Origin of the sequence: Neobacillus drentensis, assembly GCF_036965425.1 — a bacterium.
Taxonomy (GTDB): domain Bacteria; phylum Bacillota; class Bacilli; order Bacillales; family Cytobacillaceae; genus Neobacillus; species Neobacillus drentensis_F.
The window spans coordinates 1-22,662 of sequence record NZ_JBALPP010000045.1 but is presented as its reverse complement, the minus strand read 5'-3'; the positions used below and the strand labels follow the sequence as shown (position 1 = coordinate 22,662).

Below are 22,662 nucleotides of genomic sequence, written 5' to 3'. Positions count from 1 at the left end.
CGATTTTTTTAATCTTCTTCAAACACCAAATCATTGCTTCGTAATGTCATCAAATCATGCCTATCATAGCTATTTAGCATTAAAAGCCTCATCGCTTGAGCACGAATCGATTTTTCAATAATATTGCGTACATAGCGGCCATTTGAAAAACTGTTCGGACTTAAAACGGCTTTTACCCAGATTAAATGCTCTTTTAATTTTTTTTCAGCCTCATGACTAAAGGTGTATTCTCGTTCTATTATCATCCTGCCCGCAATTTCCATCAGCTGCTCAATATTATAATCAGGAAAATCAATGACCAACGGAAACCGTGAATGGAGACCGGGATTTAGCGTTAGAAAATAGTCCATTTCTTGTGAATATCCCGCAAGGATGAGAATAAATTCATGCTGTTTATCCTCCATATGCTTGACAAGTGTATCAATTGCCTCCTTGCCAAAATCCTTTTCCCCGCCGCGTCCTAACGAATAAGCCTCGTCAATAAATAAAATGCCGCCTTGAGCCTTTTTGATCAAATCCCGAGTTTTTTGGGCGGTATGTCCGATATATTCACCAACGAGATCGGCACGCTCCGCCTCAATTAAATGACCTTTGGACAAAACACTCATTTTTTGAAACAGCTTGCCAATTAACCTGGCAACGGTCGTTTTTCCAGTTCCGGGATTCCCTTTAAACATCATGTGCAGCGCTTGTTTTCTGGCCTTCAAGCCCATTTCCTCGCGTTTCTTGTTTACATAAATCCAGGCATAAATTTCCTTTATCATTCGTTTCATTTCATCCATACCAACCAAAGCTGCCAGCTCTTCTTCAATTTCTTTTAAAGCCGTATGCTCTGGGGGAATGACCTTTGGAACAACTTGAAAGTCAGGTAATTCTTTCGTTACAGTTTCTCTTTTTTGAGAATTGAGAACAACTTTTATTTGGCCGTTGCTTTTCATTCGCATACGTTGGTCCAAAGCTTTCACCTCTCATTCTGCAGACAGTATACGTATGGTAGGGTTTTTGATAGCAAATTTTTCGCTAAAAATTTTTCTTTTACTAAAAAGGAATACATAATCCTTCAATTTATATGTATTCAAAGCCTTTGCATTTCATTAAATAAAGTTGAAAAATAAAAAAGAGCCCATCCAATATGGGCTCAGATTTACGAAAAAAATTATTGATTATCCAGATCAAGCTGCACATTACGCTGAGGTGCAAACGTTGAAATAGCATGCTTAAATACTAATTGCTGTTTCCCCTCTGACTCAAAAAGAACTGTAAAGTTATCAAAGCCCTTAATTTGGCCTCTTAATTGGAATCCGTTCAATAGGAACACCGTAACGTGTGTGTTATCTTTACGGCATTGGTTTAAAAATTGATCTTGAATGTTAATTGTGGTTTTCATTTGTATATCCTCCTCTTTTATCTCTACTAATATGTATTCGATTTTACTTGAAGCTTTCCTTCAACATAATGTGAAATTTCCGTTATTTTTTTCGTGAAATCGTTCACATCAGTCATATCAAACCATTTTACATCCATTTTGTTGCGAAACCAAGTTAATTGCCTTTTGGCATATCGCCTGGAGTTTTGCTTTAAAATTTCAACCGCATCATGAAGGGAAACTTTCCCATCCAGGTATTCATAAATCTCTTTGTAGCCAATGGCCTGAATGGACTGACAATCCCGAAGTCCTTGATGATACAGGCTTTTCACTTCATCCAAAAGTCCTTGTTCCATCATTAAATCTACGCGGGCATTTATCCGCTCATAAAGCATATCTCTTTCCATTGTCAGGCCAATGAGTGCCGTATCATACATTAAATCCGGCTCCTGAGTCCTTTGAAATTCTTGCATCGTCTTACCTGTAAGATGGTAAATTTCCAAGGCGCGTATCACTCTTCTGACATTATTGGGATGGATTTGAGCTGCGCTTTCTGGATCCACTTCAGATAATTCTTTATAAAGTGCCTCATTGCCAATTTCTTTTGCTCGTTGTTCTAACTGCTGGCGAAATTGTTCATCACCTGAAACATCGGAAAACTGATAATCATAAATGACCGATTGAATATAGAGTCCAGTTCCACCGGCAATAATGGGGAGTTTTCCCATTTTGGCAATCTCTTCTATCTTTGCCCTGACAAGCGATTGGAATTCAGCAACGGAAAAATTTTCGTTAGGCTCTTTAATATCAATCAAATGGTGGGGGATTCCCTCCATTTCCTCTTGAGTTATTTTAGCCGTTCCAATATCCATGCCACGATAGATTTGCATCGAATCACCGCTGATAATCTCACCATTAAACTGCTTAGCCATTTCAATACTCAGCTTGGTCTTCCCAACGGCGGTTGGTCCGATGATGACTAATAATTTTTGTTTTGAATCCAATATTTTCACACTGCCTTATACCTTTTTTAAATGGAAGGAGTTCATTCGCTGCCCTTCCACCTCTTCATCGTAACACAATTTTGAAAAGCAGTTGAACATCAAATAAGTATATACAAAAAATTTCTTTTCTATGCGTTTTTGGTCGAATGAATATATTTTTTTCAATTAGATTACAATCTGATGAATTTTTCGTCCAAATTTACAAAACGATAACGGTTCATTTACAAATCGCTTTTCACCCCCAAATTCATGTTAGGCTTAATCGTACACTATTTTGTAAAAATAACTCGCAATTTGTCATGTGAGTGTTCCGTAAATATTTATAAATTAGGAAATTAGGTGAATAAAATGCTATCAAATTTATCAAATTTTGATATTGGTATTGATTTAGGAACTGCAAATATATTGGTTTATAGTAAAAATAAAGGGATCGCTCTTAATGAGCCATCTGTAGTCGTGGTGGATACCACTACTAAAAATATTGTTGCTGTCGGCACGGAAGCATATGAAATGGTCGGAAAGACGCCAGAAAAATTTGTCACAATTCGTCCATTAAAAGATGGTGTTATTGCCGATTTCGACATTACCACTGAAATGTTAAAGAATATCTTGCGAAAGGCTTCTAAAAAGCTTGGTTTTGCTCTACGCAAGCCAAATGTTGTCGTTTGTATCCCTTCTGGTTCTACCAGTGTAGAAAGAAGGGCCATTCATGATGCGGTGAAAAATGCCGGCGCTAAAAAAATCACCTTAATTGAAGAGCCAGTTGCGGCCGCAATTGGCGCTGGCATGCCAATTGATGAACCGGTTGCCAATGTCGTGGTGGACATCGGAGGCGGAAACACAGAAGTCGCGATTATTTCCTTTGGCGGCGTAGTATCTTGTCATTCCATAAAAGTCGGCGGTGACCGCCTGGATGAAGATATTATTCAATACGTTCGTAAAGAATACAATGTGTTGATTGGTGAAAGAACGGCCGAAAAAATCAAAATGGAAATTGGTTACGCCTTAATAGATCACGAGGAGCAATTTATGGAGATACGCGGACGTGATTTAGTATCTGGATTGCCAAAAACAATTAAGCTATCATCCTATGAAGTTAGAAATGCATTGAGGGAACCATTATTGCATATTTTAGAAGCCATCCGGGCCACACTTGAAGATTGTCCCGCAGAACTAAGCGGTGATATTGTCGACCGTGGTGTTATCCTTACAGGAGGCGGTTCATTATTGAACGGCATGGAGGAATGGTTGAGCAAGGAGATTGTAGTTCCAGTGCAATTGGCAGAGAATCCGCTTGAATCTGTAGCAATCGGAACCGGAAAAGCAATACCATATATGAATAAGCTGCAAGCTGCAGTAAAATAGTTAAAAAAACAGGCTGTCTGACAGCCTGTTTCTTTTATACATTTTGTTGTTTTCGCATTCGGTTGAAGTATAGGAAGATTGGAAAAGGTATTACGATGAATCCAAGGCTTTTAATGATTTGATTTTTTGCACTTTCCCTCACACGGTTTTTTTCATCTTTCACTGTTTGTTCGTACCTTGCTCGAAGCTCCTTCTCCGTCAGCACCTTCTCGTCTTTCACTTTATTATCTTCCCTAATCTGTTTAAAATCTTCATAGCTCTGGTAATAACTTGGCGGACTAATTAAATCGGCTGCCGCCATAAAGATGGATATTCCACCGCCAATGACCATCATTAGAGTAGCAAATAAGACTAAATACGTATAAAGATGGCGTATCACTGCTTCTTCCCCCTTTTCTTTATTTTTCACGGCATAAACGATAACAAAAATAATGATAACGATGGGTAAAAATGCACTTAATAGACTAAATGCGATCAAGGACTCACCCCCCTCTTACCAACATTATACAATGATTAGTGTAATTTTACACCTTTAATTATTGGCTATTTATTGATAGAAAACAACAAATTTTTACAAACTCATTGGATTTAGTTTATGTGACCGAGTTGCCATTCTGGAATGGTTTTTGGACACGTAGACACTTTCTACGTTACCTAATTCGGTTCCTCAGAACATTTTCAGGCACATAGGCCAATTCTACGTTACCCAATTCGTTCCTTCGAACGCTTTTCGGGCACGTAGAGCTTATCTACGCAACAATTGCTTATTGAAAACAAATTTATATGTTGACAGGAACGCTAAATGTAACTATTATAGTTACAGGTAACCGATTAAATTACAACCAACAAGATTGATTTATAAAAAACAAACATTGGAGGAATAGATTATGAAAATGCTCGTTACAGGTGCAACTGGTAAATTGGGAACGAAGGTAGTAGAAACGCTTCTGAAAACTGTTCCAGCAAGTCAATTGGCGGTAAGTGTCCGCAATCCGGAGAAAGCAGCGGGATTACAGGCTCGGGGAGTTGAAGTTCGACAAGGAGATTTTGACCGTCCAGAAACATTGGCTGCGGCTTTTGCAGGTATTGACCGTTTATTACTTATTTCTGCAGATGGGGACAATGAGACTAGAATTCGTCAGCATACGGATGCCGTTGCGGCGGCAGAACGTGCAGGGATCAAATTCATTGCTTATACTAGTTTGTCGAATGCAAGTGAAACCACGATGTTCCTTGCCCCTCCACACGTTGCAACGGAAGAAGCGATTTTGAAAACTGGTATTCCGTACTCCTTCTTACGCAATAACTGGTACTTAGAGAATGAAATTCCAAGCATTCAAGGTGTCCTCGCAGGAGCTCCATGGGTGACATCCGCAGGTTCCGGCAAAGTCGGCTGGGCACTTCAACAAGATTACGCAGAAGCAGCGGCAGCAGTATTGGCTGGAGAAGGCCATGAAAATACCATTTATGAGCTTTCCGGCAAGCCATTGTCACAGGAAGAACTGGTTTCTGCCCTTCGCATGGTATTAGGGAAAGAAGTCCCTGTCCAGCAGGTGGATGACGCTACTTATGCCGATAATATGAAAGGTGCTGGCTTACCAGATTTCCTTATTCCATTCCTAGTTGGCATCCAGAAAGGCATCCGCGATGGAGCATTAGAAGTTGAGAGCAATGATTTCGAAAAGGTTCTTGGCCGTCCGGCTACCCCAATTAATGTTGCATTGACTCAAATCGTTAACGGAATCTCTTTAGCCAAATAATTGTACACTCTTAAAAACCGACCTTTCGAATGCAAAAAAGGTCGGTTTTTTTATATAAATAGCAGTTCATTACCCAATTTATTCAGAAGAAGCCTCTTCCGGTAAATGAAATGGGATTTCATTTACCGCTCTATTCAAAAATTAGCTTGCTCGGTAAATGAAACGGCATTTCATTGCCCCATGTCTTCTAAAATTAGCTTGCTCGGTAAATGAACCAGCATTTCATTGCCCCATGTCTTCAAATATTAGCTTGCTCGGTAAATGAAACGGCATTTCATTCCCCATGTCTTCAAAAATTAGCTTGCTCGGTAAATGAACGATCGTTTTTTCAAAACAGTAAAGGCACGTAGCTCATCACTACGTGCCTTTACTGTGCTTTCTCCATTATTTACATGACTCGTTTAAACATCTTCTCCATTTCATAAACCGAATAATGCACAATTATTGGTCTTCCATGCGGACATGTAAACGGATCGGATGCCTTACGCAAATCGTCCAGCAGCGCTTGGATTTCATCGTTGCGTAAATGACGGTTGGCTTTAATCGAAGCTTTACAGCTCATCATAATGGCTGCTTCCTCACGAAGCTTTTTGATATCCACTTTTTTCATCAAAAGTAACTGTTCAATCATCTCTTCAATGATTTGTTTTTCCTCACCTTTAGGAAACCATTGCGGATGGGAGCGGACAATGAAACTATTCATCCCAAACTCTTCGAGAAAAACGCCAACCCTTTCTAGCTCAGCCGAGTGTTCATTTATCTTCAGGTATTCGTCAGTTGAATACTCAAACGTTAATGGCACGAGCATTTCCTGAAGTTCGGACTGCACCTGCCCCACTTTTTCACGGAAGTATTCGTACTTAAGTCGTTCTTGAGCAGCATGCTGATCCACGATATAAAGACCATTTTCATTCTGCGCAAAAATATACGTTCCATGCATTTGCCCGATTGGATACAAACGAGGGACCCGGCTTTCGTCTTCAACAGGCTCGGGCTCTAGCACAGTTTGTGGCTCAACCCGAGATTCAATTCGTGTTTCAACCAGTCCAGAAATAGGATCATCCCTATCCTCATAATTATCTACAGGTACCTCACTAAAAGGACTAACAGACTCCCAGGTTTTTGATTCAGAAATCGATTCTTTTGGTTCGAAAGTATAAGGTCGATCAACCGTTACTTCAGGCTCTTTATAAATGAAAGGCTCCTTCTTCACAAACGATGTATTCGATAGCGGAGTACCCTCATCCAAAACCAACGAAGTTTGTTCCGATTTTGGCGTTTCTTTTTTCACAGGGGTATAGGCAGTCGGAATTAATACCTTCGATTTGAAAGCCTCTTTAATAATAGAAGTAACGAGTTCATTCAATTCCGCTTCCTTACTGATACGGACCTCCATCTTAGATGGATGAACATTCACATCCACAAGCAAGGGATCCATCTCGATATTCAAAAGCACAATTGGGAACCGGCCAATAGGAAGCAAGGTATGATATCCTTCTTGTATCGCTTTAGCCAATGGATAGTTTTTGATAAACCGGCCATTGATCATGGTTGAGATATAGTTTCTCGATGCTCTAGTCACTTCTGGCATCGAGGCAAATCCCGTAATTTTATAATCAAGTGACTGTCCTGAAATGGGCACAAGCTGCTTGGCAATACTCATTCCGTAAATCGCCGCTAACACCTGACGCACATCGCCGTTCCCGTTTGTCTGCAGCAGCTTCCGCTCATTATGAATCAGGCGGAAAGCTACCTCTGGATGCGATAACGCCAGCCGGTTTACTACATCCGTGATATTTCCAAGCTCTGTGTGAATGGTTTTCATATACTTCAGACGGGCAGGCGTATTGAAAAATAAATCGGTAATCGTAATGTCCGTGCCGCGTCTGCTGGATGCTTTTTCAAAGGTTTCTACCTTGCCACCTTCAATGACGACCAGATGTCCAGCACCCTCTCCGGTAGAGGTCTTCATTTCAAGCCTGGAAACGGAAGCGATACTTGGCAGGGCTTCGCCGCGAAATCCGAGAGTACGAATTCGGAATAAATCATTTTCATTCTTTATTTTAGAAGTAGCATGCCGCTGAAAAGCTATCAGCACATCATCCTCTTCAATTCCGTTCCCATTATCGGTAATGCGAATCTTCGCAAGTCCTGCTTCTTCTACCTCAATTTCAATGACCGTACTGCCGGCATCAATGGCATTTTCCACTAATTCCTTCACTACAGAGGCAGGGCGTTCGACTACTTCCCCTGCCGCTATTTTGTTTGATAAGGCGTCATCTAATTGGATAATCTTGCCCATCCGCGCTCGCCTCCTACTTTAACTTTTTCTGGAGTTCATACAGCATGTTAATTGCTTGAAGCGGTGTAACATCCAATAAATCCAATTCTTTAATTTTATCCAAAACCTTTTTCTCCTTAGAAGATAGTTCTGGCTTTTTTGGTTCCTGCGGCTCATCAAAAAAGGATAATTGCGCAGGCTTTTCTACCACTTTTACTGGAACGCTCTGAACCACTTCAGGCTGTTCAAGTGCTGTTAAAATTTCATTGGCCCGTTCAATTAATTCAGCAGGCAGCTCTGCCAACTGAGCTACATGAATTCCGTAACTCTTGTCAGCAGGGCCTTCCTTTATTTTATGAAGGAACACAACCTTGCCATTGTGCTCAATCGCACTGACATGGATGTTTTTTAACTTTAATAGTTCCTCTTCCAATACGGTCAACTCATGATAGTGGGTTGAAAACAGTGTTTTCGCCCCAATCCGGTTATGAATATATTCAATGATGGCCTGTGCCAGTGCCATCCCGTCATACGTTGAAGTTCCTCGTCCGATCTCATCAAATAAAATCAAACTGTTTTGCGTTGCGTTCGCAATGGCGTTTTTCGCTTCCAACATTTCGACCATAAAGGTACTTTGGCCTGAAATCAAATCATCGGCTGCCCCAATTCGGGTAAACACTTGGTCAAAAATCGGCAGCACCGCTTCATCAGCCGGGACATAACATCCGATTTGCGCGAGGATGGCGGTCAAGGCAATCTGGCGCATGTACGTGCTCTTACCGGACATGTTTGGCCCGGTGATTAACAGAACTTCCCGGTCACTGTCCATAAAGCAATCATTTGGTACATATTCCTGGGCGTTTAACACCTTCTCAACAACCGGGTGACGTCCATCTTTAATTACCACACGGCGTTCCGTTGAAAATTGCGGTTTCACATAGCGGCGCTCTTCACTCACCTGTGCGAAGCACTGGAGCACATCGAGTTCGCTGACGGTTTTCGCTAGTGCTTGCAGGCGTGGAATTTGTTCTTTGACGATTTCACGAATTTCCGTGAATAACTCATACTCGAGCTCGCCGCATTTTTCTTCCGCTTGTAAAATTAACGCCTCTTTTTCCTTTAATTCAGGGGTAATAAAACGTTCCGCATTGGTTAATGTTTGTTTCCGTTCATACTGACCTTCTGTTAAGAGATGGAGATTGGCACGGGTGACTTCAATATAATAGCCAAATACCCGATTATACCCTACCTTCAACGATTTAATCCCAGTTTTCTCGCGTTCCTCACGCTCAAGCTGGGCAATCCATGTTTTTCCGTTCCGGCTGGCATCACGATATTGATCTAACTGGGCATTGTAGCCGTCACGAATCATATTTCCTTCTTTTAAGGAAAGCGGCGGGTTCTCCACAATAGCCTGTTCCAATAAATCGGTCACTTCTTCACAGGGATCCAGAAGACCGGCGATTTTATTTACTTCTTCATTCTGCATGCTGTTTAAGATTTGTTTTAAAAAAGGTACCTGAATTAAGGAACGTTTTAATTGAACTAAGTCGCGCGCATTCACATTTCCAAACGCAACCCGGCCTGCTAAACGTTCTAAATCGTACACTTCTTTTAATTTTTCACGAAGTTCCTGACGCTCAAAATAATGGTTCATTAAGACTTCCACTAATTTATGGCGGTATTCAATCTCATCTTGGACAATCAATGGACGATCAATCCAGTGCTTTAACATCCGGCCGCCCATGGCGGTCATGGTTTCATCCAGCAGCCATAACAGCGAGCCTTTTTTTCCTTTTGAGCGAATCGTTTCCGTTAATTCTAGGTTCCGTTTTGAAAAATAATCAATTTTCATAAATTGATGAATTTGATAGGTTGTTACCGGCTGAAGATGATCAAGGCTTCTTTTTTGCGAACGGTATAAATAGTTAAACAATCTTGCCACCGTTTGCTTGAGCTTGTCCTGATTTAACCCTTCAAGCAATTGAGCAAAATTTAAATCTATTGAACTATTATCTTCAAACGAAATTGCAAGGACATCGCGCTCACGCATTTTCTTTTGCAGGTCACCATCAAAACTGCTGGCAACGACCACTTCCTTTGCGCCTAATACGGCCAATTCATTCAATACTTCATCAAAGTTATTGGATAACAATGTTACTCTGCTTTCACCTGTAGAAATATCGTTATAGGCAAATCCGTACGTTTGGTCGTCAAATGCTGTAATCGATGCAATATAGTTATTCTCTTTATCTGATAACCCTTTGCCTTCCATAAGCGTTCCTGGAGTGATCAATTGGACCACTTCACGCTTTACCATACCTTTTGTTAGTTTGGCGTCTTCCATTTGCTCGCAAATCGCTACTTTATACCCTCTTGAAACAAGCTGTTCGATATAACCAGGGGCTGAATGGTAGGGAACACCGCACATCGGGATCCTGTCTTCCGAGCCACCTTCACGGCTAGTTAAGGTTATCTCTAATTCTTGTGATGCCTTAATTGCATCTTCGAAAAACATTTCATAAAAATCGCCTAAGCGAAAAAATAAAAAGGCATCTTGGTAATCTGCCTTTACGGTTAAGTATTGCTGTATCATCGGCGTATAACCAGCCATAATGACCTCCACTGTTTTAATCTTTCGAGTATCTTCGACAAACTATTATACCATAAATGGAGGGTCAGGCACTCAGCGATTACTTCCAATTCTTTAAGACAAAAAAAGAGCTTGAGTTAAACTCAGCCCTTTTCAATAACCTATTCTTCTCTAATTTTATTTTCTCCCCCAAACAGTCCTTCCTGCCATAGTTGATATATGAAAAGAGTGATTGAGATTAGAGTCATATACATAATCCCTTCAAGAGGTGACAAGTTTCCACCACTTGCGGTAATTCCTAGCTTCTTCCATAAAGCTCTGAAGCCGAAAGAGTAAATACAATCTGTAATCAAATTTACAACGAAATAAATCCAAAATTTACGAAAGGTAAAATAAAAAATCCAGATCGTCCCTACCAAAAATACACCATAAACCGTATGTACTTGTGCTACCTTATCCCACGAAAAAAGAGTTTCTTTGTATTTCCACCAGCCATGAGTCCAAGCGACTTGGTAAAAGATTGTGTTAATAACCGTTGCAAGCAAGGCTACTGGCATATACCTGCGAATAGCCGAGTTTTTTAAAAAGAATAGAGAAAGCCATGGTACTAAAAAAAAGGCCCATAAAACGAGTTTTATCATAAATGAAATCTCCTTTGGTGTATTGTTATAAAATACCCAAATCCCTTTGATTAATTCTTCAAATATATAAGGTTGTCTATCAAAGATAATATTTTTTTAATATTCCGATTAATCTACCCCCATCTTTTACCAGACCATGATATTATTTAAATAAGGGTGGTGAATTTATGGAGTGGTTTGGCCGAAGTAATAAAAATTATGATTTTGATATGTTCTCAGTTAGTCACTTTGTTATCATGACCATCTTATTTCTGGGTGCCATTTTGATTTTTCTTTATAGAAATAAACTGAAGGATGAGAAATGGCGCAGGACAGAAATTGGAATTGCTGTTTCATTAATTGCAATTGAAGTAACCTATCATATTTGGATGACTGTCAATGGAAGCTGGGAGGTAAGTCATGCATTTCCGTTAGAATTATGCAGCATCAGCTTGATCCTCACGGTCATTTTATTGCTGACTCGAAAAAAATTGATCTATGAGATTTTATTATTTACGGCATTATTAGGTGCCACTCAGGCAATATTCACTCCATTATTAAATTATGATTTCCCACATTTTCGGTTTTTTCATTTCTTTTATACTCATTTAATGGAGATCTGGGTTCCTTTGTATTTCACTTGGGCAAAGGGATACCGCCCGAGCATTTGGTCCGTTGTAAAGCTATTTGTGTTCTTGAATATATTAATGCCGATCATTATGTTTATTAATAAACTGGTAGATGGAAACTACATGTTCCTAAGTCATAAACCGGATGGCGCAAGCCTTTTGGATGTCCTGGGGCCTTATCCTTACTATATCATTTCGTTGGAGGGGTTATTGATCATCCTTAGTCTTTTCCTCTGGCTTATTTTCCGTGAGAAATCACCCAAAAAGTTGGAGGCAGACCAGGAATTGTCCATTCCATAAACAATCCAAATTAAGAGACACCGGGCATTGCCCGGTCCTTTTTTGTTTAGCGAATATCTCCTTAACCTTCCCTCTCTGTTTCTATTCTTTTTTAAAATTTCCGAAAATTTATTGTTTTTAATTTTAATTTGTGCTATTTTTATATTCATTAAAAATGAAGTTTATACTTCATTTCATGCATAATTAAAGGAGAGACTTCTCTTGAAAGAACAAACCATCAAGGACAGGATTGAGCTGCATTTTAATGAACTATCGAAGGCACAGCAAAAAGTGGCAAACTTTGTGCTGAAAAACCCAACCTTTATCGGTGTCCATTCTGCAGCCGAAGTTGGGGACAAGGCTGGCACAAGCGAGACAACTGTTATTCGCTTCTGCTATGCAATTGGGCTCGAGGGATACTCCCAGCTGCAAAAAGAAATTACCCTATTTGTTTTTAACCATACATCTGAAAGTACACTGGGGAATTACGTGTCCTCTAAAAAAAAGCTTTTTAATGACCAGTGCCTTGTCGAAAAAGGAATGAACAAAGATAGCTCTAAAATTATCAGAATTGCCAAACAAATAAATAAGAAACTCTTTAATGAAGCAACACATAAATTACATGAAGCGAAAAATATTTACATTGTGGGTGCCGGTGCATCGGAGTTTGGTGCTCAGTGGCTGCATTTTACGATGAATATTCTTCGGCCAAATGTCAGGCTTATCCAAACGCAAACAGCAGAACTGATTCGAACCCTCCAGGAAATCGATGAACAAGCGGTGGTAATTGTCATTTCACTACACCGTTATTTTAAAGAACCAATACAAATAGCCAAGGCACTCCATGAACGGGGTATTACGATTCTGGCTGTTACAGATTCTAAACTTGCTCCTATCAATAATTATTGCTCCTACACTTTTATATTAGAACAACCTGAGCTATCAACCATTGATCTTATGCCTTCTCTCATTTCCTTTTTAAATATATTAGTTACAGGGATGATGACATTTGATCCAGTTTACTACAACAATCAAAGGGTTAAGTACGATGATTTTCAATATAGCTTTATTTCGGACAGGTGGAGTTGACAATGGTGACAGAACAAACATTAGCTGAACGTTTAAATTCAATTTTCGAACATTTACATAGGAATCCGGAGGTCAGTTGGGGGGAAGTTGAAACAACCGCATTTATTGCAGACTTTCTTCGAAAAGAAGGTTTTGAACCATATACATTTGAAAATATGACTGGACTTTATGTAGATATTGGCGAAGGGACTCCCATGGTGGGATTCCGTACGGATATCGACGCTCTCTGGCAGGAAGTGGACGGTCAGTTCCGCGCCAATCATTCATGCGGACATGATGGGCACATGACAATGGCACTTGGCACCATTCTTTTACTAAAAGAACTTGCCCCATCACTAACAGGAGCAGTGCGTATTATATTTCAACCCGCTGAGGAAAAGGCACAAGGGGCAAAGGCACTTGTGGAGGAAGGCGTTGTTGATTCGCTTCGCTATCTGTTCGGGACACATGTAAGACCGCATTTTGAACTACAAGACGGGACGTATGCACCAGGACTTTATCATGGGGCTGCACAACTTTTGACCGGAACCATAAAAGGAGTGGAAGCACACGGATCCCGTCCTGAAAAAGGGGTAAACGCAATTGAGGCAGCTGCCGCTTTAATTGACGGGATAAAACGGATTTGGATTAGCCCGGCTGAAACGGCTTCTATTAAAATGACGCAGCTTCAAGCAGGCGGCACCTCAACAAATATCATCCCTGGTAAGGCAACCTTTAGTATTGACGCAAGGGCTCAAAATAATGAAACGATGGAGGCATTAATTGCCGGGTTTGAAAAAGTTATCACCGCCGTGAGTATGATGTACGGAGCTTCGATTTATTTCCAAGTGGATGCCCATATTGCCGCCGCTCAAGTGGATGAAACGGCAAAAGCGATTATGCAGCAAGCGATTATCGATGTAGCAGGTAAGGACCATTTAGCGCCGGAAATTGTCACTCCAGGCGGAGAAGACTTCCACTTTTACGCTTATAAAAGACCAAAACTAAAAACAACGATGCTTGGACTTGGCTGCGGGGTCACCCCCGGGTTACATCATCCACAAATGACGTTTAATCGTGAGCGGCTCCTGACAGGGGCTCAAATTATTACGAGAGCATTAGTATTGGCATTACAACATGTAGAAAGAAGCGAGAATCAATGATTATCATTCGAGACCTGAAAACAATTGAGGAAATGGAACAAGTTCAAGAACTGGAATGTAAAGTTTGGGAAATGCCCCCTACTCCTACACACCAAACGTTAACGGCAGTAAAAAACGGCGGCATTATGGTCGGTGCCTTTGACGGAAGCCGATTAATCGGTTTTAGCTATGGTTTTGCCGGCTTCCGTGATGGAAAAAGCTATTTATGCTCACATATGCTCGGAATTGACGAGGATTACCGTTCACACGGCATAGGTGAAAAACTTAAGCTTAAGCAACGTGAAATTGCCATTACGAAAGGCTATGACTCGATGCACTGGACATATGACCCGCTTGAAACCCGAAACGGATATTTAAATCTAACCAAGCTTAATGGGATTTGTGACACTTATGTAGAGAATTGCTACGGTGAGATGAAGAACGTCTTCAATCAAGGACTGCCGTCAGACCGCTTTGAAGTGCACTGGCATTTAACCAGTCGTTATGTTGTTGAAAAGCATTTACCAAAGATGGAGCGACCTGCAGCTATAAACACTATTTCATTTAATGAAGAAGGCCTGCCTGTTTACGTTGCGGACATTGAGGAGGATCTAAACCACCCTGCCTATTCATTGACTGTACCAAAGGATTTTCAAGCCTTAAAAGCCGCCAGCCAACCACTTGCGATGGACTGGCGAATACAGACGCGAACACAGTTCCAACGCTTATTCGAAGCGGGATATGCCACTGTTCGATTACAACCAAATGAAACACACAATTCATACATTTTTGTAAAAAAAGATACGTTAGCACTAGGAGGAGAAACAAAATGAAGATTACAGACATTACGATTCGCCATTTAAAAATGAAATTAAAAGCACCCTTCACTACAAGCTTTGGAACATTTACAGACAAAGACTTTCTATTACTAGAAGCAAGAGACGAAGACGGAACCATTGGATGGGGCGAGTCAGTAGCCTTCCATTCCCCTTGGTACAACGAAGAGACATTACAAACAAATTGGCATATGTTAGAGGATTTTTTAATTCCGTTACTATTAAAGAAGGAAATGAACCATCCTGATGAAGTGAGTGAACTTTTTGCCCCCATCCGAAAAAATAATATGGCAAAGTCGACCATTGAAGGCGCCGTTTGGGATATTTATGCACAGCAAACCAATCAATCTCTTGCTACTGCACTCGGTGGAAAAAAAGAAAAAATTGAAGTTGGGATTAGTATTGGCATTCAAAAATCAATTGACGACTTAGTAGCGTTAGTCGATGAATATGTAAAGGAAGGCTACAAACGGATTAAAGTGAAAATTAAGCCGGGCTGGGATGTTGAAGTAATGCGAACATTGCGGGAGAAGTTCCCTGACGTTGCAATTATGGCAGATGCAAACTCGGCATACCGTTTGGAGGATGCAGAGCTTTTAAAAAAGCTGGATGAGTTTAACTTAACGATGATTGAACAGCCTTTAGCATCAGATGACATCATCGATCATGCGAAGCTGCAAAAAATGCTAAAAACTCCAATTTGTTTAGATGAAAGCATTCATTCTGTTGAGGATGCACGTAAAGCAGTAGAACTGGGCAGTACAAAAATTATTAATATTAAAATCGGACGAGTCGGCGGGTTGACGGAAGCAAGAAAAATCCATGATTACTGTGAGGCAAATGAGATTCCAGTTTGGTGCGGCGGCATGCTTGAGTCTGGGATCGGACGAGCACATAATGTTGCATTAACCACTTTATCAAACTTTATTTTACCTGGCGATACAGCAAGCTCAAATCGTTACTGGGAAAAAGATATCATCCTCCCTGAAGTTGTGGCGGAAAACGGATACATTCAGGTACCTCAAACTGCCGGCATTGGCTATGAAGTTGATCTTGATTCAGTAGATGCATTTACAGTGGAGAAAAAACATTACAAATGATGGAGTGAATAGGATGAAGAAAAGTTTACAAATTGGCGGTGCGTTCGTCGGATTAATTGTCGGGGCCGGCTTTGCTTCAGGGCAAGAAATTATGCAGTATTTTACTAGCTTTGGTATTTGGGGAACCGTTGGAGGAATTATCGCTGCTGCAGCGTTCGCATTTTTAGGCTACACACTGGCACAGTTGGGCTCAGATCTCCAGACATCATCACATAAAGAGGTTATTTACTATTTAGGCGGACGTTATATTGGGTTCATTTTAGATGTTATCATTACCTTCTTCTTATTCGGTGTAGCTGTTGTTATGTTTGCGGGTTCAGGCTCGACATTCAAGCAAATGCTCGGCATAGATCCCATGATAGGCAGCGTGATTATGGTGGCTGCCACTATCTTTACTCTATTATTAAACGTAAAAAATATTATTAATTTAATTGCCATCATAACCCCTTATTTAATGGTCATTATATTTGTGATTTTAATATATTCTATTTTTACCATGGATATATCTTTCACTGAAGCAAATTCATTAGCAAAAGAACAAAGTTCCTCAGCTTCAAACTGGATTATGGGTGCACTGCTATATGTATCCTATAATATCGCCGCGGGTGCAGCATTATTGATTGTTATGGGCGGTACCATTAAAGACCGTAAAGTAGCGGGCATGGGCGGTATTGTTGGCGGAATTATGCTTGGTATATTGATTATCTTAATTAATCTATCAATGTTTGTAAAAATGGATATCGTTGGCAGTATGGATATGCCAACACTTGAACTCGCCGCACAAATTCACCCGGCAGTAGGCATTCTAATGGCGATCGCTTTACTTGGTATGATGTACAACACAGCAGTTGGTATGTTCTACGCCTTTACAGTCCGTTTCATTAAACCAGAAAGTAAATCCTTCAAGCCGGCCGTAGTAGTAACCGGGTTACTGGGATTCGGCGCCAGCCTAATAGGGTTCACTACACTTGTAGGAAAAGTTTACTCCACAATGGGCTACCTAGGTTTTGCCTTAATCTTGGCGATTTTGATCGCCTGGGCAAGAAAAGGAAAAAGTCATAAACCTGCTATAACGGCATAATAAGTGAAGCTTGGTTCTAGGCTTACAAGGGACCAAGCTTTTTAGAATTTCACTAATCAATAATTAACATGAACGAAATAACAAATCCCTTCATATATATAAGTAGATTTTCAGATTTTCCCATACATTAACTATTTATTATTGACCTTTTGCCATTAACTATTTATAATAAATAACGTTCCTATAAAAAGTGTCCCAATAGCTCAGCACGTCCGAATATGCTTCATTGATTTTGCTTCAGCGTACTGATCGAGCTGCTTCTTGATTAATCATTCTGAGATCAGGACGGGATTATCTTTTTATGTGTAATTAATAAATTAAATTAGGAATTACCTGTCCCAATAGCTCAGCAGGATAGAGCAACAGTTTCCTAAACTGTAGGTCGGAGGTTCGAATCCTCTTTGGGACGTTAAAAAGCCTTGATTTTTCAAGGCTTTTTATTTTGATTCAAATTCCTATAATGATTGAAAAAACTTACCATAACAACAAACTGTTTTTGGATACTATTTAGTTTCAACCAAGACAATTTCGTTAACAATTGGAATTTCTTTTGTTAAAAGTGCTAACAGAGTTTCTTCGACATGATTATCAATTTCGCAAATTGTGATTGCCGGACCATTTATTTTTGAACGTTCATTTGCCATCCGAGCAATGTTAAATCCGTTTTGGTAAAGAACAGCTGATAATTCAGAAATAACCCCTTTTCGGTCTTTATGGCGGATCACAAGTGTCGGCCGCTCTCCGGAAAATTTTAACGGATAATCGTCCAGTTCCTGAACCTCCACCTTGCCCCCACCCAAAGAACTGGCCAACACCTTTACAGTACGTGAAGCCCCAGTTAATTCTACAAGAACGGTGTTAGGGTGATAACTTCCAAGCACCCTTTTCGTAAATTCATATTGTAAGCCCTGTTCTTCGGCAATTGCCTTTGCATTTGGTATGCCATCATCTAGGGTCGATAATCCCATAACCCCTGCTAACAGCGCTAAGTCTGTTCCGTGTCCTTGGTAGGTTTCAGCGAAGGAGCCCATTAATGAGAACCTCACATATAATGGTTTTTCATTCAACAGCTGGTAGGCAATGTTCCCAATTCGAACAGCCCCGGCCGTATGTGAACTTGAAGGGCCAACCATTACAGGGCCGATAATTTCATAGGCACTTTGGTATTTTGCCGGGCCACAGCCACTGGTTTTTTCGCTGAAAACCTGTTCTTTTAATTTCTTGCCTGTTGGAGTTCCGGCAAGACCGCCTATCCCTGTTTCTCTCAACGATTCTGGCATTTGCTGTCCTACCTCATGCATCACATGGACTACCTCATCCGGAGGGATGATGCTGACTACCCCTGCTAACGCCATATCTGCTGCAGCTTGTGCGGTAATCGCATGTAATCCATTGCGAATGATGCACGGGATTTCCACCAGCCCGGCCACTGGGTCACAGACCAGCCCTAGTGAATTTTTCAAGGCGATTCCAACAGCATTTCCAACCTGATTCGGTGTACCACCGGCCAGCTCAACAAGGGTGCCGGCTGCCATTGCTGTGGCAGATCCGACTTCTGCCTGGCACCCGCCGGCAGCCCCAGAGATTGATGCTTTATTCGCAATAACCAAGCCAAGGGCGGAGGCAGTAAACATGGACTGAACAATTTGCTTACGGGTAAATTTTCCGCTGTCAAGGGCATGAACCAGTACAGCCGGCAGGATTCCTGCTGAGCCTGCTGTTGGTGTTGCCACAATTCGCCCCATCGCCGCATTTACCTCTGAAACCGCGAGAGCAAACGCTCCAGCATTTAATGTCATAGGGTTTATAAAGGAATTCCCATTTTCGGCATATTGGTGAAGGCGGTGCCCGTCCCCGCCTGTCAAACCGGTCCGGGACATAACGGGACTCATCGTTCCTTTACGGACAGCCTCCTCCATCACTGCAAATTGCTCAGCCATTTTTTCAAGTATCGTCTCTCTAGGATCACCTTTCTGTTGTACCTCTGTATTTATCATTAAATCCGCGATAGTTGTTTTCTCTTTTTCAGCAAGTTCTATTAATTCTCTTAAACTCGTAAATGACATATGCTCACTCCCTTTAAAGAAGACGGTCCTTACGCCTTTAGCATAAGAACCGTCTCTCTGTTTCCTACCTACTTAGGAAAAATTCACCTAAATTGCGATTTATCAAATCTACTCCTGAATTTTATATTGATTGATACACCTTTTGTTTATATTGTGGAGGTGTAAGCTCTTTCGGAATTAGCGACTCATAGGTTTCTCCTTCAAGCCTTTCTACTAATTCCTTCTTAGCCTTTTCTAGTAATTCCGTGTTTTCAAGAGCTGAAATAGCTGTACATGCAATTGCTTTTCCCGCTAATAACATGGCATCATGGGCATAGCTTTCTTTACCTTGCGCGACAGCCTGCCAAGTATGAAACGGTGTTCCAAACGCCCAGGTGGAAGTAACACACTGCGCCGTTGGTACATTCCAGCTAACATCGGCAACATCCGTAGAACCTCCCATAAATGTTTCTTTTTCAGAAAATGGGGCGATAAAGTCGGCAATAGGCCGTTCGGCTAATTGAGAGGCCCCCTGTTTCCCCACTTGTAAAGCTGCCGCACGCTTCTCCTCTTCCGTCAAAGTTTCATAGATGGTTTTTGCATAGTTAATATTCAGTTCCGAAGCAAGGGGAGCTCCTATCTCTTGCATATATTGGTGCATCACTTTTTCAAGAGTTAGGTTAGGAATTAAATTATGGCAGGATCCTTGAATTTCGTAATCTACCTTCGTTTGCGTCATAAGTGCTGCACCGCGGGCACAGTCTACTACCCTGTCATAAAGCTCTTTTACTTGATATGGTTTCGGTGCACGAATTAAATAAGTCACTTCCGCCTCTGCCTGAACGACGTTTGGAGCCAATCCACCTGTATTGGTTACAGCATAATGAATCCGAGCTTCATCAATCATGTGTTCTCTCATATAATTGACACCGACATTCATAAGTTCGACTGCGTCTAATGCACTTCTCCCTAAATGTGGTGCTGCACCGGCATGGGCACTTCTCCCTTTAAATTTAAAGTGTGCATGAATGACCGCATTGGCAGTGGAGTTCATGACAGCATTCATTGTGGCAGGATGCCATGAGAAGGCAGCATCCACATCTTTAAAAAGACCGTCTCTTGCCATAAATGTTTTCCCATATCCACTTTCTTCTGCCGGACAGCCAAAATATTGTACGGTTCCAGCAAGCTTATGTTCTTTCATATAATCCTTAACCGCAATAGCAGCCGCTAACGAACCTACTCCCAGTAAATTATGGCCGCAGCCATGGCCATTTCCATTTTTCATTATGGGCTCAAACGTATTGCTGCTCGCTTGTTGGCTTAGCCCTGCCAGAGCATCATATTCACCAAGAATCGCAATGACCGGATGACCTGATCCATAGGAGGCAATAAAACCTGTTTCAAGTCCAGCTATCCCCCTTTTTACGGCAAACCCTTCATCTTCCATTGCTTCGCAAAGCAACTCAGCTGAACGAAATTCCTCAAATCTGGTTTCTGCAAACTCCCATATTTGATCACTTAGCGCTTCAAACATTGGACGTTTTTCATCTATTAAACTTGTAATTTTTTCTGATAGAGCAGTCAATTTTCCCATCTCCTAACTTGCATTTTGTTTGAATGAAGGAACCTCTTTCTTAGAGCGAATCAAAAATAAAGATCCCGCACACAATAGCGCAAACATAATCAGCATAATAAAAGCTACTGTATAAGAACCGTCAAAAGCATCGACTAAAAATCCTATTAACATCGGAGTAAGAACACCAGCGAATTGTGCACCTGTATTAATAAAACCATTTGCCGTTCCTACAACCTCTTCTGATAACATTTTTAATGGAGCTGAGATGATTAGAATAATATTAAACGACATGAATACAGTAACAACACTTTGATAGACAGCAAACATGGCTATGTTTGGCGCAAAAGCCATTAAATAAAGAAAAACCGCCGTTAATACTGCAAATATCGCTGCAATTACCTTATCTTTCCCTTCAGGTAATTTATCTAAAATATAACCACTTGCAAGCATCGCGATAATTCCTGCAACCGCTGGAATAGCTGAAATATACCCAACGGATGTTAAGTCGAGATGTCGTGCCTTTACTAAATAGGTTGGCATCCATGCCATTAATCCCCATTGCACGGCATAAATCGCAAAATAAGCAAGGAACAAATTCCATATAATCGGAGTTTTTAAAACATCTCTTAATGGCGCTTTATTTTTGGAAGGGTTTTCAATCTTACCTTCAGTTGAACCTTTCTTCTCTTTTAAGAAAAAGACGTAAAGTAAGGTAAATATAATACCAATAGCACCCGCAATATAAAAGATCATTCTCCAACCGATCGTTTGCATAGACTGGGTACCGATGATTGGTGTTATTACTCCCATTATCGTACCGGAAGTAAGCATGAAGGACATAGCCCGGCTCCGTTCATTTTGCGGAAACCAACTCGCAATACCTTTTGATGCAGATGGAAAAAAGCTTCCTTCCCCAATTCCAAAAAGAAATCGAATGAGGATTAAAGACATGAATGACCATGCCATTCCGGACAAAATCGTGAAAACGGACCATGCAAGAACAGCCATGACAATGATTTTTCTGAAACCAAAACGATCTGCGAGCCACCCACCTGGAATTTGCATTAATGCATAACCTGCAAAAAAGCTACTTAAAACAATTCCTGTCTGGGAGGCACTTAAATGGAGATCCTTTGAAATACCTAAAATCGCATAATTCATGAAAAATCGATCAAAGTTTCCAATAGACCATCCTAAAAATAGCAAGATGATAATGACATACTTCCAGTTCTGCGATAATTTGGATACCATAACGTTCCTCCTTGCGAAATTTGTTGAATTCTATTTAAGTATAAAAAATTTGGACTATTCAAACAATGTTTAGTCCTATATAATAATCACATAAATTATGTTCAGTTTCACATAAGTCCTATAGGGGAAGTGTAATAGTGGATACCTTGATAAAAATCAAACAATTTTTAATAGATAGCTGCTCCCTCTCCCATTTTGAGGTGTGGCAAAGTATAAAGGGATTAGATTTTTCACTTGTATTATCCAATCATTTTGACACGGAAACTCCCGTACCAAGAAGATTTTTCAATGAAGAAATACTAACCTATGAAAATTTCACCGATATTTACTATCATTATTCCAATCATACCACCATAGTCATCAGAATCAGTAAACCTTCCGTACTAAACAATGAGAGCAAGCAAGTACTTAAACCAATCATAGATTTACATTACTTGCAAGTAATGCTTGATCGAGAAAAATATATTAGAAACAAAATGATGGAGAGTATCCGTGATATCTCCGTACTCGAAGATTTAAATGACTTGTTAAAGAAAATATTAGAAAATGCCTTATCTGTTATTCCTGCAGCAGATATGGGAGTTCTATGGATGTACGAACCAAGCTTAGATGTGCTATTTCCTAAAGCTTGGACGGGCGGTCCTAATGAAGAAATTAAAAAAA

18 protein-coding genes, 1 tRNA gene and 1 pseudogene are annotated in these 22,662 nt (G+C 40.6%); 10 read left to right on the top strand and 10 right to left on the bottom strand.

Annotated elements, in window-relative coordinates:
• Positions 1 to 8: 8 nt before the first annotated feature.
• The 3 genes from spoVK to miaA form a co-directional block, all read right to left on the bottom strand.
• Entirely contained in the window at positions 9 to 956 is a 948-nt protein-coding gene (spoVK, locus tag V7161_RS12750) for a stage V sporulation protein K (protein ID WP_335445500.1), read from the bottom strand.
• 200 nt (positions 957 to 1,156) lie between these two features.
• On the bottom strand, positions 1,157 to 1,387 hold the full coding sequence (hfq, locus tag V7161_RS12745; RefSeq protein WP_223588316.1) for an RNA chaperone Hfq: 231 nt from the start codon (positions 1,385 to 1,387) through the stop codon (positions 1,157 to 1,159).
• 26 nt (positions 1,388 to 1,413) lie between these two features.
• Positions 1,414 to 2,370: a tRNA (adenosine(37)-N6)-dimethylallyltransferase MiaA gene (gene miaA / locus V7161_RS12740; protein WP_335445499.1), complete on the bottom strand. Its 957-nt coding sequence runs from the start codon at positions 2,368 to 2,370 to the stop codon at positions 1,414 to 1,416.
• A 348-nt stretch (positions 2,371 to 2,718) separates the two neighbouring features.
• Here miaA and mreBH point away from each other — a divergent pair, with 348 nt between their 5' ends.
• The gene (gene mreBH / locus V7161_RS12735; protein ID WP_335445498.1) at positions 2,719 to 3,735 is read left to right on the top strand and encodes a rod-share determining protein MreBH; all 1,017 of its coding nucleotides are present in this window, start codon (positions 2,719 to 2,721) and stop codon (positions 3,733 to 3,735) included.
• Between the two features lie 34 nt (positions 3,736 to 3,769).
• Here the strand turns inward: mreBH and V7161_RS12730 are convergent, their stop codons facing one another.
• On the bottom strand, positions 3,770 to 4,213 hold the full coding sequence (locus V7161_RS12730; protein WP_335445497.1) for a hypothetical protein: 444 nt from the start codon (positions 4,211 to 4,213) through the stop codon (positions 3,770 to 3,772).
• Positions 4,214 to 4,622: 409 nt separating this feature from the next.
• Between V7161_RS12730 and V7161_RS12725 the strand changes: the two genes are divergently transcribed.
• Positions 4,623 to 5,495: an SDR family oxidoreductase gene (locus tag V7161_RS12725; RefSeq protein WP_335445496.1), complete on the top strand. Its 873-nt coding sequence runs from the start codon at positions 4,623 to 4,625 to the stop codon at positions 5,493 to 5,495.
• 388 nt (positions 5,496 to 5,883) lie between these two features.
• On the opposite strand, the gene mutL is transcribed toward V7161_RS12725, so the two are convergent.
• From mutL to V7161_RS12710, 3 genes are all read right to left on the bottom strand, one after another.
• On the bottom strand, positions 5,884 to 7,797 hold the full coding sequence (gene mutL, locus V7161_RS12720; protein WP_335445495.1) for a DNA mismatch repair endonuclease MutL: 1,914 nt from the start codon (positions 7,795 to 7,797) through the stop codon (positions 5,884 to 5,886).
• 13 nt (positions 7,798 to 7,810) lie between these two features.
• On the bottom strand, positions 7,811 to 10,390 hold the full coding sequence (gene mutS, locus V7161_RS12715) for a DNA mismatch repair protein MutS (protein WP_335445494.1): 2,580 nt from the start codon (positions 10,388 to 10,390) through the stop codon (positions 7,811 to 7,813).
• 140 nt (positions 10,391 to 10,530) lie between these two features.
• On the bottom strand, positions 10,531 to 11,010 hold the full coding sequence (locus tag V7161_RS12710; RefSeq protein ID WP_335445493.1) for a hypothetical protein: 480 nt from the start codon (positions 11,008 to 11,010) through the stop codon (positions 10,531 to 10,533).
• A gap of 167 nt (positions 11,011 to 11,177) precedes the next feature.
• On the opposite strand from V7161_RS12710, the gene V7161_RS12705 reads away from it, so the two are divergent.
• The 7 genes from V7161_RS12705 to V7161_RS12675 all read left to right on the top strand — a co-directional run bounded on the left by V7161_RS12705 (position 11,178) and on the right by V7161_RS12675 (position 17,533).
• Positions 11,178 to 11,918 carry a YwaF family protein gene (locus V7161_RS12705; RefSeq protein WP_335445492.1) on the top strand — a complete coding sequence of 247 codons (741 nt, stop codon included), beginning with the start codon at positions 11,178 to 11,180 and terminating at the stop codon, positions 11,916 to 11,918.
• Positions 11,919 to 12,119: 201 nt separating this feature from the next.
• Positions 12,120 to 12,986 (top strand): MurR/RpiR family transcriptional regulator, encoded by an 867-nt coding sequence (locus V7161_RS12700; protein WP_335445491.1) that lies wholly within the window; start codon positions 12,120 to 12,122, stop codon positions 12,984 to 12,986.
• Positions 12,987 to 12,988: 2 nt separating this feature from the next.
• Positions 12,989 to 14,128 carry a M20 peptidase aminoacylase family protein gene (locus tag V7161_RS12695; protein WP_335445490.1) on the top strand — a complete coding sequence of 380 codons (1,140 nt, stop codon included), beginning with the start codon at positions 12,989 to 12,991 and terminating at the stop codon, positions 14,126 to 14,128.
• Positions 14,125 to 14,940, top strand: coding sequence for a GNAT family N-acetyltransferase (locus V7161_RS12690; RefSeq protein WP_335445489.1), 816 nt, complete (start codon positions 14,125 to 14,127; stop codon positions 14,938 to 14,940). The genes V7161_RS12695 and V7161_RS12690 overlap by 4 nt, the downstream gene beginning before the upstream one ends.
• Positions 14,937 to 16,043 (top strand): o-succinylbenzoate synthase, encoded by a 1,107-nt coding sequence (menC, locus tag V7161_RS12685; RefSeq protein ID WP_335445488.1) that lies wholly within the window; start codon positions 14,937 to 14,939, stop codon positions 16,041 to 16,043. The genes V7161_RS12690 and menC overlap by 4 nt, the downstream gene beginning before the upstream one ends.
• Positions 16,044 to 16,056: 13 nt before the next feature.
• Complete coding sequence (locus V7161_RS12680) at positions 16,057 to 17,124, top strand: YkvI family membrane protein (RefSeq protein WP_335445487.1); 1,068 nt, start codon at positions 16,057 to 16,059, stop codon at positions 17,122 to 17,124.
• Positions 17,125 to 17,459: 335 nt separating this feature from the next.
• Positions 17,460 to 17,533: transfer RNA gene (locus V7161_RS12675), tRNA-Arg, on the top strand.
• A 94-nt stretch (positions 17,534 to 17,627) separates the two neighbouring features.
• Here the strand turns inward: V7161_RS12675 and sdaAA are convergent.
• The 3 genes from sdaAA to V7161_RS12660 form a co-directional block, all read right to left on the bottom strand.
• Positions 17,628 to 19,190 carry an L-serine ammonia-lyase, iron-sulfur-dependent, subunit alpha gene (gene sdaAA / locus V7161_RS12670; RefSeq protein WP_335445486.1) on the bottom strand — a complete coding sequence of 521 codons (1,563 nt, stop codon included), beginning with the start codon at positions 19,188 to 19,190 and terminating at the stop codon, positions 17,628 to 17,630.
• 121 nt (positions 19,191 to 19,311) lie between these two features.
• Positions 19,312 to 20,766, bottom strand: coding sequence for a M20 family metallopeptidase (locus V7161_RS12665; RefSeq protein WP_335445485.1), 1,455 nt, complete (start codon positions 20,764 to 20,766; stop codon positions 19,312 to 19,314).
• Positions 20,767 to 20,769: 3 nt separating this feature from the next.
• Positions 20,770 to 21,999 carry an MFS transporter gene (locus V7161_RS12660; RefSeq protein ID WP_335445484.1) on the bottom strand — a complete coding sequence of 410 codons (1,230 nt, stop codon included), beginning with the start codon at positions 21,997 to 21,999 and terminating at the stop codon, positions 20,770 to 20,772.
• A 137-nt stretch (positions 22,000 to 22,136) separates the two neighbouring features.
• On the opposite strand from V7161_RS12660, the pseudogene V7161_RS12655 reads away from it, so the two are divergent.
• A pseudogene (locus V7161_RS12655) lies at positions 22,137 to 22,662 on the top strand (hypothetical protein); the annotation flags it as partial.